This window comes from Neobacillus camarae, from assembly GCF_054950115.1.
In genome coordinates, this window is the sequence record NZ_JBUCKX010000001.1 from 1,133,746 (window position 1) to 1,147,058 (window position 13,313).

Below are 13,313 nucleotides of genomic sequence, written 5' to 3' on the forward strand. Positions count from 1 at the left end.
ACTTACATGACTTAAAGGGGGACTTCTAACTATGAAAAAATTAATGATATCTCTGCTATCGCTTTTCCTGTTTTTTTCATTAGCAGCATGCAGCAGCAGTAGCACAACCAGTAAGAATCAGGGAGAATCCGATAAAAATAAGGATACCAGCAAGGACGAAAAGGTTACGCTGCGTGTAGCCTGGTGGGGAAACCAGCCACGACACGACTATACTCTAAAAATGATTGAACTCTATGAGAAAGAGCATCCCAATGTAAAGATCGAACCTGAATATGCCAGCTGGGATGATTATTGGAAGAAGATGGCCCCCCAAGCAGCGGCAAATCAGCTTCCGGATGTCATCCAAATGGATCTTTCTTACATTACCGAGTACTCTACCAATAACCAATTAGCGGATCTAACACCTTTCTATGGCAAGGAAATTGACACAGCGGATCTCAGCCAAAATTTCCTTGATGGTGGAAAAATTGGCGGCAAATATTACGGGTTAACAGCCAGCATGGTTGCCCTCAGTTACCAATATGACCCTGCCTTGTTGAAAAAAATCGGCATGGACAAAGTCCCTGAGGACTGGACTTGGGATGATTATAAAGAATTGGGGAAAAAGGCAAGCGCTGCAGGACTGTACATTGATAATGGACCAGGCACGGCCCCGGATGTACTTTTTAACTATTATTTAAGAACAAATGGGCAAAGACTTTACAACAAAGATGGCACATCCTTGGGCTATAAGGATGACAAATACTTTGTTGACTACTTTAAAATGTATTCCGATATGGTAAAAAATAAAGCGATTCCTTCACCGGACGTCATTGCACAAGTAAAGGGACTTGAAGATAATCCTGTTGTAAAGCAACAATCCATCGGCATTGTCCAATGGGCTAGTCAGTTGTTAGGCATCCAGCAAGTGGCAAATCGACCGCTGGCCATATCCGGGTTACCAGGACCGAATGCTGATAAAGGATTGTTCATCAAACCAGGTATGTTCTGGTCCATTGCCAACAGTTCCAAACAAAAGGCAGAGGCTGCCAAATTTATTGACTTCCTGACCAACGATATTGAGGCAAATAAATTAATGCTTGGTGAACGCGGCATTCCTGGATCTTCCAAAGTCCAAGAAGCGTTAAAGCCTTTATTGTCTCCGGTACAACAACAGATTTTCGATTATGTAGCTTGGGCTGAAAACAACAGTTCAGCATTTAATGGTCCTGACCCAGCAGGTGCAGGGGAAATCATCAATCTATTAAAGACATTCGCCGATCAAATGGCGTTTGGAACTGTAAAGGCAGAGGACGCCGCAAAACAATTCAGACAACAAGCCGATGCAATTTTGGCTCAAAATAAAAAATAATCCATAACCAATTTGATAGCGGAACTTTTTACGGATTTGCTATCATTAAGATTCTATCTCTACTAAATTCAGAGTGGGGATAGAATCTTATTTTTATGTCAATTAAAGGACCTTAGGGAAATAACTGTTTTCTAAACAAACTAATCGGTTATTTGATTCAGAAAATGTCAGTAAAGGAACTATAATTACAGGTATAAGGAAATTCCAGTTAGGTATCACCAACAATACAAAGGGGGCTATCAAATGCAAATGACGTTCAGATGGTATGGCGAGGGAAATGATACCATTACCTTAAAACAAATCCGCCAGATTCCGGGAGTTAAAGGGGTGGTGTGGGCACTCCATGATGTACCGGCCGGTGAAGTATGGCCCGTTGGACGGATTGAAGAAGTCGTCAGTCAAGCCAATCAATATGGCTTGAATACGGAAGTGGTCGAAAGCGTTAATATTCATGAGGATATCAAACTAGGATTACCTTCAAGAGATAAATATATCGCAGCCTATAAAGAAACATTGAAAAATTTAAGCCAATATGGCGTGAAGGTAGTTTGCTATAATTTTATGCCTGTATTTGATTGGTTTCGTACCGACCTGTATAAAGAAGCGGAAGATGGCAGCACGGCGTTGTATTTCGACGCGAAAAAAGTCCTCTCCCTTACACCTGAAGAGGTCGTTAAAAATATGGAAGAAAATACGAAGGATTTAACGCTTCCTGGTTGGGAACCTGAAAGATTAAAAGATTTAAAACGTCTATTTGATCTTTATAAACATGTGACCGAAGAAGATTTGCTTGCCAACTTGACCTATTTTTTAAAGGAGATTTGTCCTGTAGCTGAAGAATGCGGCATTAAGATGGCCATCCATCCTGATGACCCGCCGTTTTCTATTTTTGGATTACCAAGGATTGTAAAAAACAAGCAGGACATTCACAATATTTTAAGTGCGGTCGACAGTCCTTCCAATGGTTTAACATTTTGTTCCGGTTCATTAGGGGGCAGCCTTAGCAACGATTTAATAGATATTGCTAGTACGTTTACTAGCCGAATTCCGTTTGCCCATATCCGTAATGTAAAGCATTTTGGTGATGGCAGTTTTATCGAATCCTCCCATCTGACCGAAGATGGTTCCGTCCCTATTACAGGAATCATCAAAGCACTATATGACAATGGCTTTGATGGCTATATCCGCCCGGACCATGGCAGGCATATATGGGATGAAGTATGCCGGCCAGGGTATGGTTTATATGATCGCGCTTTAGGCGTGATGTATTTACTAGGCGCTTGGGATGCAAATGTATTAAATGAACAAATGATCTATTAATATGGTAGTGAATTTTTCTTATTTTCAGATGTCCTTGATTAGCCGGACATCTTTTTTTGTCTAGAAAAGTAAATTTCTTCAAAGCTTTAGTTAAATGGGGAAGAACCTCATTGACAAAACTTACGTGTGATTATATGATATATCGCATAAGATATATCGGATGCGATTTATCGTACAAGATGTAATTGGGAAGGAGAGTAACCATTGGAAGATCGGGCCGATTTTATTCGTGAATCTATCGATTATTTACATCGCTTTTTAGTAAAAAGTATTCAAAAACATGCAGAGGAGCATGGTCTGACTGTTCCTCAGTTAAGAGTCATTGCACAAGTGTTGATCAATAAGCAAATTACCATTAAACAACTGACTAAAAATCTAAAAATGACCCAGAGTACGGTTTCGGATATTGTGGAACGATTGTCTTCAAAAGGAATCCTATTGAAAACTCCCAATCCAAAAGACAAACGTTCGGTGAACATCTCCGTTAGTGAAGAAGTTCTCAATGTGATAAAAGAAAACTCTCATGAACCAGTGAAACGTGCAGTGAGAGAGGCATTAAGTCTGTTAACTCCAGAAGAACAGGGGACCGTAGAACAGGGAATGCACTTGCTAATTAGTGCTGTGAGAGAAAAAATGGAGAGAGATGGTTTTGGGCAAATGGAATCATTCGATGAGCCCTTCTGATTAAAAACTGGAATAGGTAAGTACACAGACTTTTACAACTTTATGCCCAAGGAGGGGTTCATGAATGCTGAAAATCTTCAAGTATTTTCAGAAAAAAGATTGGCTATTGATTTTTTGCAGCCTGGTTTTCATAGTGACACAAGTTTGGCTAGATTTAAAAATACCTGACTACATGGCGGAAATCACCAAGCTTGTACAAACAGAAGGCAGCAAAATTAGCGATGTCCTTGTTCAAGGCAGCTATATGCTATTTTGCGCTGTTGGCAGTATGCTGGCGTCGATGTGCACTGTTTTCTTGGCAGCTAGGGTAGCGGCCGGCTTTTCGGTCCGTTTGCGAGGCAAGGTTTTTGAGAAAACTATGTCTTTCTCGATAGAGGAAATCAGCCGTTTTTCCACAGCCAGCCTGATTACCCGTTCCACAAATGACATTATGCAAGTCCAGATGTTAATCATTATGGGACTTCAGGTTGTCATCCGTGCGCCAATTATGGCAGTATGGGCGATTTTGAAAATAACAGGCAAGGCTTGGGAGTGGACTGCTGCTACAGGATCTGCGGTTGCGTTCTTGTGTGTGTTGATTGCTATCGTCGTCTTGGTGGCATTGCCAAAATTCAGGGTCATTCAAACCTTGACGGACCAATTAAACCGCGTGACAAGAGAGAACTTGTCTGGCATCCGGGTGGTTCGTGCCTACAATGCGGAAGGATACCAAGAAGAAAAATTTGAACAGGCAAATAATGAATTGACCAGAACAAACCTATTCACAGGCCGGACCATGGCAATCTTGTTCCCGTCCATCGGCCTGATGATGTCCGGGATGAACCTTGCCATCTATTGGATTGGAGCTGTCATCATCAACAATGCTGCGTTGCCGGACCGATTATCCCGGTTTTCCGATATGGTGGTCTTCTCCTCCTATGCCATGCAAATCATTATGTCGTTCATGATGCTGTCAATGGTGTTTATCATGATGCCACGCGCAGCCGTATCCGCCAAAAGGATTAATGAGGTGCTGGATACCAAGGTCAAAATCGAGGATGGTAATCCAAAAGATGCTGAAAAAGGCCGAAACACCGGTGAAATTGAATTCTGCAATGTGAGCTTCAAATATCCTGACGCGGAAGACTATGTTATAAAAAATGTCAGTTTTAAAGCCCACCACGGTGAGACAGTCGCCATCATCGGCTCTACGGGAAGCGGAAAAAGTACGCTCTTGAACTTGATTCCACGGTTCATGGATGCATCCGAAGGTGCTGTGCTCATTGACGGGGTCGATGTGAAAAATTATTCGCTTGGAGCATTGAGGAATAAGCTGGGGTATGTGTCCCAAAAGGCAATCATGTTCAGCGGCAGCGTGGCTTCGAATGTTGCGTTCGGTGAAGATGAGAAGAAGGCAGTCACTGATGTTCATAGAGCGGTTGATATCGCACAAGGCAAAGAGTTTGTGGAAAAGATGGAGGGCCAGTACGAAGCTGATATTGCCCAGGGCGGGACCAATATTTCCGGGGGGCAAAAGCAGAGATTATCGATCGCCCGTGCCATCTATAAAAACCCTGAAGTCTATCTTTTCGATGATTCGTTTTCAGCGTTGGATTATAAGACCGACCGAGTTTTGCGGTCACGCCTTAAAAAAGAGATAAAAGATGCTACCTCCATCATTGTTGCCCAGCGTATCGGGACGATTATTGATGCGGACCGCATCATTGTACTTGACCAGGGCGAAGTGGTAGGTATTGGTACCCACAAGGAACTCATGAAAACCTGTAACGTCTATCAAGAAATTGCCTACTCGCAATTGTCAAAGGAGGAGCTTGAAGTTGGCTGAAAAAGAATTTGCTAATAGCGATCATCAGGAAGCACAACGTCCTCATGGGCGTGGGCCGAAAGTACGCCAAAGAGGCTCCCAAAAAGGGCAAGGCGCTAACATATCAAAAAGCTTCAAACAATTAATCGCTTATTCCCGAGCCTATGTACCGGCGATTGTCATCGCATTGGTCCTTTCAATGGCGGGGTCCATCTTCAATATCGTTGGCCCTCATATGCTCGGTGATATAACCGATACGATAACCGAAGGAATGATGACAAGCATTAACATGGATGACGTTGTCCATGTGGCAACCATTCTAGTGGTTCTTTATGTATTAATGTTTGTGTTTCAATATATCCAAGGTTTTATCATGGCGACAGCCACGCAGCGGATATCCAAAAGCCTGCGGAACGATCTCTCGAAAAAGATGAATCGTTTGCCATTAAAATACTTTGACTCTAACAGTACCGGTGACGTGTTAAGTCGTGTCACTAATGATGTTGATATGGTCGGCCAGACGCTAAACCAAAGTTTGAGCGGTTTGACTTCAGCCATCACTTTATTCCTTGGTTCGTTGGTGATGATGTTTTGGACGAATTGGATCATGGCGATTTCCGCAATCTTGTCCACATTTATTGGATTTGCGTTGATGTCATTCTTAATATCCAAGTCACAAGTCTTCTTTGGGCGGCAGCAAAAACAGCTCGGAAAACTGAATGGATATATAGAAGAAATTTATTCGGGCCATAACGTGGTGAAAGCCTATAATGGAGAACAAATGGCCAAGGGAACTTTCCACGAAATAAACACTGGGTTGTATGACAGCGCCTGGAAATCACAATTTTTGTCCGGTCTGATGATGCCATTCATGATGTTTGTCGGGAACCTCGGCTATGTCGTGGTCTGTATTGTAGGTGCGGCCCTGGCAGTTAATGGCCACATTTCGTTTGGTGTCATTGTATCCTTTATGTTGTACATTCGTCTTTTCACGCAGCCGCTCACCCAGATTGCCCAGGGTGCAACACAGCTGCAGTCGACAGCAGCGGCCAGTGGTCGTGTCTTCGAATTCCTGAATGAAAAGGAACTTGCGGATGAAAGTGAAAAGAAAGACAGGATTGAAACGATTCAAGGCGATGTGGAGTTCAGGAATGTCCGTTTTGGTTATAACGAAAATCAACCAGTCATCAAAGACTTTTCGGTTAACGTCAAAGCAGGGCAAAAAGTTGCGATTGTCGGTCCTACCGGAGCGGGCAAGACGACACTGGTCAATCTCTTGATGCGTTTCTATGAAGTAAATGACGGGAAAATCCTGATTGACGGTGTTCCAACCAGCCAGCTGACACGGGAAAACCTCCATGATTTATTCTGTATGGTGCTTCAAGATACTTGGCTGTTTGAAGGCACAATCCGTGAGAATATCGTCTATTCCAGCAAGGGAGTTACTGATGAACAGCTCAAGTCAGCCTGTAAAGCAGTCGGGCTGCACCACTTTATTAAAACCTTGCCTAATGGATACGATACTATCCTTGATGATAAAGCGAGTTTGTCTGCTGGCCAGAAGCAGTTAATTACCATTGCCCGTGCCATGGTAAAAACAGCGCCATTGCTTATTTTGGATGAAGCTACAAGTTCAGTCGATACTCGGACAGAAATGCTGATCCAGGAGGCAATGGACAAATTGACAGTAGGGAAAACATCATTTGTTATTGCTCACAGGCTATCTACCATTAAAAATGCAGACATGATTCTAGTCATGAAGGATGGCGACATCATTGAAACAGGAACCCATGAAGAACTATTGAAGCAAAATGGCTTCTATGCCGAGCTGTATAACAGCCAATTTGAAGAAGCTTCATAATCACAATAAAGGCCGAGTTTCCTATCCATATTTTTTGGAAGGAAAGTCGGCCTTTGGCTTAATAACTGGATTATACGAATCATGGAACGATTTCAAAAACAGTACCTTGGTTTAAATCAGTCACGTTCATCGAGCCATAAACCCCTAAATATAGTTTGGTTTGATTATGATTCCTTCCCAAACTCACATAGTATGCAGATTGTGGCCCAAAATGATAATCGGTTTCTATCACACTAAAATCATTTAGTTTTCCATCCGTTCTTGCCCTGGTATAAGCTAAAGCTCCTCTAACCGGACTCCCCGCATCTTCCTTTCGGGCAAGATCGGTAAACACAACGCTTCCTGTTAAACCGGGGATATCATTCCCCAAATAGGCTTGCACTCCTGTAAGGGCGGTTCCTCCAAACTTATCGGTTCGGGGATCTTTATGAAAATAACTGGTTAGCGGCTGAAGGCGCCTCACTGAAGTGCTTACTGCTTCATCGTAATAAGCAATGGCTTTCTCATCCACCGCCGGATTTCCAGAGCATCCCCTTATAATCGAAGTAGGAAACGCTCCTTCCCACCCACGCCAGCCAAAGTTAATCAATCCCTCTTGGTCAGGTTCGGTGTTGCTTAAAAATGCTTGAACGAGCTGTGTTACCGGTATTGGGTGATAATAAACGAATGAAAATATCGACTCTGCCAGATCCTGCCCGACATTTCCTACGTATTTTATATACTGATTGTAATACCTATGAAAGGAAATGCCCGGTATATTGCGGACACCTTTGGCAATGACCGTGAGCGTCTCTTGAATAGGGACAGGTAGTTCATTAAAACGTGTCACTACTGGCGGGTTATCTAAATACGTATTCTTTCCAACGTCCATTTCAATGATTTTTCCCGCTATTTCCATAGGATTCTGGCTTAAATTAAAGGGATCATAGCCCGCCCCGCCATCTCCGGTGGTTAAAATCAGTTTTCCCGTTTCAGGTGAAAAGTTTAAACTATTGGCTCCATTATGATTGAAAAATGGTCTTCTTAAATGAAGTAATGTCCGCTGTTTTCGAGGCTGGCCATTAGATTGTAAAATCCATTCTTCAACTGTATCAATGTGGTCATATTGAGTTTCTCTATTGGTCCATTTTAAGTTCAAGGTTTTGGGATCACATGGATTAGGTTCGAAAGGTTGAGAAAGGGCACCAGGCCCTTGTGTTCCAGCTGCTGAATAATGGAGATAAAATAGGCCGTTATAATAAAATTCCGGATGAAACGCTACCCCCAGCAATCCCCGTTCATCATAACCACGACCCGAACCACCTAAGTTTATAATCTGTGAGCGAATATCTAAAAAACTCCTGATACTTCCGTTACCAATGTAATAGATTTCTCCTGTTTGTGTTGCAATAAACAGTCGTTCCATGGAGTCACCCGGGAGTATAGCGGTTTTCAAAACAGTTGGTAAATTTATATTCGTAACAAGGGGTCTTAAACCAACCTTCACTTTTATCACCAACTTCGCACTCCTTTTTATGGTGTTCTTTGTTAAAAAATATGAATGTAGCTGTTCCATTAGTACTAATAAAGAAAGCATGCACTTCCAACAAGTGCATGCTTCCGTTTAAAACCACAAACTATGACTGCGAATACGATCGATGTCGTTGACTTTTTCTACATAACCTGGTTTCAATGATTGATAAAACTTTGATGGTGAATACCCAGTGTATTTTTTGAATGCTGCAGAGAAATGATGAATGGAATAAAAGCCTAAACGCTCCGCTATTTCAGTGTAACTTAGTTCATTTTGACGAATCCACATCAGAGCTGTTTCCATTTTTAGATTTTTAAAGAAAGTCATGATACTGAGGTCTGTTTCTTTTTTGAAGATTTTTTTCAGGTTGGCACTTCCAACAAAAAATTCTTGTGCTAATTCATCAATTGTGAAGTTTTTATCCAAGTTGTTCTTCATATAGTCGATGATGTGATGGACTAGTGGATTTTTATAGTTGATTTCGCCGTTGGTTGACTTTTCTTTCATCGGCTTTTGTGAGTCACTTCTTGAGAGAAGCTCCATTTCACTTTGTGTGATACTGTCAGGTAATTTTTCACGCACAATATCTTTGGTCAACAATAAAAGAACCTGTGTCAAAAAGGAATATAGCAAGGAAGAGGTGAGGTTAAAGTATTCACCGATTTCCTTATCGTATGTCATAGAAGGTTTTTGTTTTTTTAGAAAATCAATGGCCTCGATTTCTAAACCCACTGAATCTAAAATAGTTTTATGACCTCGTTCAATAGTAAAGCTTCGGTTGGTAATTTGATCGATGATATCAGAAGTTGCCCGAAAAAGGATGCTAATTACTCTAGCGTTGTTCTCTATTCGCAAGAAACTTGCATTTCCTTTAAGTTTTATAATAAATAATTGATTATCGGATAAACTGAAGGCTTCCCCATTTGCCTGTAAAAGAGTGCATCCACTCTTAACATAGAGAAGTAATAAACAGTCTTTATTTTTGAATACTAGTGTGTTTCCTGCTTCGTAATCAAGCTCGGTTGCTTTTATTACTTCAGTGACATCAATACTGAGATATCTTGGGATTCTGTCCATAATAGTCACCTCTTATAAACCATTTTGTCGAAAAAACACTGTTACTGCAACCGAAAATTAAATATTTCATTACATTATTGGTTAGTTGCAAAAAAAGCTACAAAGGTTTGTAAATTTAGATACTCCTCATTTTAACCTATCCCTAAATTTATACAATAAAATATTTTTTTAAGCAAATCATTCTCTTGCCTGAAGTTGTAATATGAACACGTAAGGTAATCGTTTTCATACAGCTCCCTTCTAACCCTATGGCAAAGAAGCAGTATGGTTTAGTAAATGTTGTTCCTGGTTATCCCGGGAAATCATAGGAACAACAGGAGCATTAAGCGTTTGAAGTATTCTATTATTACTTAGTGGCAAGACATAATTTATACTTTTTTTGAAAGAAAGAAAAGACATATAAAAAATGTAAAACACAATCATATGAAAACGATAATATAGCTTCAACCAGAAACGAGGAGAATGTAAAATGAAGATGAAAAAGCTTTTTACAGGCGTTGGCTTAGTTGCATTGTGTGCAACAACAGTGTTAGGTCTTGCAGGTTGTGGTGGTTCTTCTGACAAAGCTGAATCAGACGGCATGAAAATGGGCGGCGAGATTGTTAAAGATGCAACCACTTTAGAAGTGTATGCCTCAGCTGGAAAAAACCAAACTTATTTAACTGATGTTACAAAAATTTATAACGAAAAAAATGACGCCAACATTAGCCTGAAGTTCACAACAGTGGCCTCGGGTACAGCAACGGTCCAAATGATTACACCAAAACTTGTTTCACAAAGTGAAATGCCGGATATTGTTTCCATACAGGATAGTAGTGTTGCTGGGATAATGGAGAAATTTCAGGATTCGTTCTACAGTGCAACAGACTATGGATTCTACAAAGAAAACGCTAGCAACTTCTACAATCAAAAGTTAAATATCTTAAAAGCTACTACTTCTGATAAGACAGTTGTTGCATGGGCCAATGACTTTACTCCAGCACTCAGCTACTACCAGCCAAAACTATTCGAACAAGTTGGTGTTAATTTTGATGACATCAAGTCTTGGGACCAATTCATTGAGGTTGGCAAGAAAATCAAAGAACAAACAGGTATTGGTGCAATTGCTTTACCAGAAGCAGGAGATCAAGAATTATTCGTTGACATTATGACTCAACAAAACACTCCTCTTCTTGACAAGGATGGCAACATCAACCTAGGAACTAAAGCGGCGAAAAATGCTGCTGAAATCATCAAGAAAATGAAAGATGCCGGCATCGTCAACTTCTACGGTGCAAACGACGGTGAAAAGACTTTCCAGGAGTCCGCAATGTTTGTTGCAGGCGGCTGGTATGCTAAAAATATGTCACTTAACTTCCCTAATGCAAGTGGAAAATGGCGGATGTCTTCGGTCGTGCCATTCTCGGTAAGCGACCCGGGGAAATCTCCAGTATCCGGTGGTTCAAGCTGGTACGTTCCCAAGAAAGGCAATCACCCTGAAGTGGCCCAACAATTCTTATCATTCATTCTTTCAGATGAAGACTGCTTAGCGAAAGCACTTGAGGATGGTGTTCCTGTTTCAAATAAGAAAGCCTACGAAACGGATGCAGCCAACTATGCATTTGACTACTTCGGCGGACAAAAATACTATGATTTGTTAAATGCAGCAAACCAAAATACTGCAAACGTATTTTTCCCGGCTTCCTACTCGGATGCTACTGCTTACATTTCCACAGCTTCATACTCTTACTGGAAGGATGGCAACTTCGACACTTCCTATCTTAAGGAAGCTGAAAACTTCGCACAAAAATACAGTGTTAAAGTAAAGAACAAATAGCAAGGATTGTTACGTACAGGACGAAAATCTTATTCAAAACTAGTTAGAAAGACTTTCGTCCTGTTTGGATAAAAGTTAGAAAGGAAACAACTATGGAAATTTCAAAAGAACTTTCGAAAACTAATCGTAATGTCACGAAGAAAAAAGGTGTGGCAAACAAGCATGCCCTCAGTGCTTATGGATTTGTATTGCCATTTGTTCTATTCTTCCTTATAACTGTTTTAATACCGATTATCATTTCCTTTGCATTCAGCTTTATGAAAATTGGATCTACGTTTGAGTTTGTAGGATTGCAAAACTATATAGATACATTTAAAGATCCACTTTTTATAAAATCGTATACAAATATTTTAATTATTATGATTGGCGAGATTCCAATCACTATGTTACTGGCTCTCTTTTTTGCGGTACAACTCAATCAACCGCATTTAAATGGGAAGGGATTCTTCCGGACAGTCTATTATATCCCGGCCGTTACCTCTACGGTTGCGGTAGCTTCTGTCTTCATGACCTTTTTTAATCCAGCAGGTTTATTCAACGGCCTGTTATCGGGAATCGGATTACCTACTATTCAATGGCTTACAGACCCCATTTGGTTACGTATTTCAATGATCATCACGATGATATGGATGAGTGTTGGATACAACACAGTACTATTCCTTGCTGGTTTGCAAGGGATTCCGACTGATATTTATGAAAGTGCTGAAATCGATGGTGCTTCAAAAACACGACAATTTTTCTCACTTACGATCCCAATGCTTAAGCCGATCATTATGATGGCAACAGTTTTAGCAACGATAAATAGTCTTGGAAGTTTCAATATTCCAAATATCTTCTTCGGAACTTCAAACGGTCCTGACAACGCGGCTTTAGTAGTAGGGGTTAACCTCTATAAGACCAGTTTTGAAATGGTTAATTTCGGCAAAGCCTCTGCTATTGCTTGGACAATGGTGTTCGTGGCAGCCGTTCTTTCATACTTTCAATTTAAGCTAGACGGTGATAGCGATGAATAAGGAAAAGCAAAGAAGAAAGTTGTTTAGTTATCTCCTATTGGTAATTGGTGCATTTATCTTCATGCTTCCATACTTCTATATGCTCGTTGCTTCAACACAAAGTAACGAACAAATCTTAAGTGGTGGTATTAACTTTAAATTTGGTCCGCATCTTGTGGAAAATTGGAAAGCACTCATGGCTCGCTACAACTATCCATTGATTATATTCAATTCAATGGTCATTGCTGTCATTAGCACTTTCTTGGCAACAATCAGCTCAACGATGGCTGGTTATGCTTTAGCAAAATACCAATTCAAAGGAAATAAATTACTCTTTAACATGGTAATGATTTCACGTATGGTCCCATTCTTCACAACCCTTATCCCATTGTTTTACATCATGAGTCGAATGGGATTAACCAATTCATTTGCAGGGATTATCATTCCATCTGTCGCAAGTACGACTTCAGTATTCATGATGCGTCAATATTGTCGTCAATTCCCAGCTTCCTTAATGGAAGCAGCGCGCATTGATGGTGCGAGCGAGTGGCAAATTTTTATAAAAATTGCACTGCCAATCTTAAAACCAACTGTTGTAACAAATGCTATTTTGATTTTTATGGGAAGCTGGAATCAATACCTCTATCCATTAGTTATGTTGACAGATGAGAATAAGTTTACAGTACCTTTGATTATTAAGAATATGACCGTTTCCAGTACAGGTGATCCGATTAACTACGGTGCCATCATGCTTGTTCTTGCAACTTCCGTTATTCCAATGGTCCTTCTGTACATTTGGGGACAAACAAAATTCAAAGAAAGCGATATTGGCGCCGCAAATAAATAATCATCGAACTTTATAAGCTGTATAAGAGACAGTGTAACCCTGTAGCTG

General features: G+C 40.7%; 10 protein-coding genes. 8 read left to right on the forward strand and 2 right to left on the reverse strand.

Annotated features, from left to right (window positions below):
* Positions 1 to 31: 31 nt before the first annotated feature.
* From ACY8D0_RS05355 to ACY8D0_RS05375, 5 genes are all read left to right on the forward strand, one after another.
* Positions 32 to 1,351, forward strand: a complete 1,320-nt coding sequence (locus ACY8D0_RS05355; RefSeq protein ID WP_462409441.1) for an ABC transporter substrate-binding protein — start codon at positions 32 to 34, stop codon at positions 1,349 to 1,351.
* A 243-nt stretch (positions 1,352 to 1,594) separates the two neighbouring features.
* Entirely contained in the window at positions 1,595 to 2,671 is a 1,077-nt protein-coding gene (gene uxuA, locus ACY8D0_RS05360) for a mannonate dehydratase (protein ID WP_462409442.1), read from the forward strand.
* Positions 2,672 to 2,875: 204 nt separating this feature from the next.
* Positions 2,876 to 3,355 (forward strand): MarR family winged helix-turn-helix transcriptional regulator, encoded by a 480-nt coding sequence (locus ACY8D0_RS05365; protein WP_462409443.1) that lies wholly within the window; start codon positions 2,876 to 2,878, stop codon positions 3,353 to 3,355.
* Positions 3,356 to 3,419: 64 nt separating this feature from the next.
* Complete coding sequence (locus tag ACY8D0_RS05370; protein WP_462409444.1) at positions 3,420 to 5,180, forward strand: ABC transporter ATP-binding protein; 1,761 nt, start codon at positions 3,420 to 3,422, stop codon at positions 5,178 to 5,180.
* Positions 5,173 to 7,020, forward strand: coding sequence for an ABC transporter ATP-binding protein (locus ACY8D0_RS05375; protein ID WP_462409445.1), 1,848 nt, complete (start codon positions 5,173 to 5,175; stop codon positions 7,018 to 7,020). The genes ACY8D0_RS05370 and ACY8D0_RS05375 overlap by 8 nt, the downstream gene beginning before the upstream one ends.
* A gap of 79 nt (positions 7,021 to 7,099) precedes the next feature.
* Here ACY8D0_RS05375 and ACY8D0_RS05380 read toward each other — a convergent pair whose 3' ends face one another.
* Together ACY8D0_RS05380 and ACY8D0_RS05385 are read right to left on the reverse strand one after the other, a co-directional pair.
* Positions 7,100 to 8,515, reverse strand: a complete 1,416-nt coding sequence (locus ACY8D0_RS05380) for a PQQ-dependent sugar dehydrogenase (RefSeq protein WP_462409446.1) — start codon at positions 8,513 to 8,515, stop codon at positions 7,100 to 7,102.
* Between the two features lie 108 nt (positions 8,516 to 8,623).
* Entirely contained in the window at positions 8,624 to 9,610 is a 987-nt protein-coding gene (locus tag ACY8D0_RS05385) for a helix-turn-helix domain-containing protein (RefSeq protein WP_462409447.1), read from the reverse strand.
* 469 nt (positions 9,611 to 10,079) lie between these two features.
* On the opposite strand from ACY8D0_RS05385, the gene ACY8D0_RS05390 reads away from it, so the two are divergent.
* The 3 genes from ACY8D0_RS05390 (at position 10,080) to ACY8D0_RS05400 (ending at position 13,265) form a co-directional block, all read left to right on the forward strand.
* Positions 10,080 to 11,426 (forward strand): ABC transporter substrate-binding protein, encoded by a 1,347-nt coding sequence (locus tag ACY8D0_RS05390; RefSeq protein ID WP_462409448.1) that lies wholly within the window; start codon positions 10,080 to 10,082, stop codon positions 11,424 to 11,426.
* A 92-nt stretch (positions 11,427 to 11,518) separates the two neighbouring features.
* Entirely contained in the window at positions 11,519 to 12,439 is a 921-nt protein-coding gene (locus ACY8D0_RS05395; RefSeq protein WP_462409449.1) for a carbohydrate ABC transporter permease, read from the forward strand.
* On the forward strand, positions 12,432 to 13,265 hold the full coding sequence (locus tag ACY8D0_RS05400; protein ID WP_462409450.1) for a carbohydrate ABC transporter permease: 834 nt from the start codon (positions 12,432 to 12,434) through the stop codon (positions 13,263 to 13,265). The genes ACY8D0_RS05395 and ACY8D0_RS05400 overlap by 8 nt, the downstream gene beginning before the upstream one ends.
* The last annotated feature ends 48 nt before the right edge of the window (positions 13,266 to 13,313 follow it).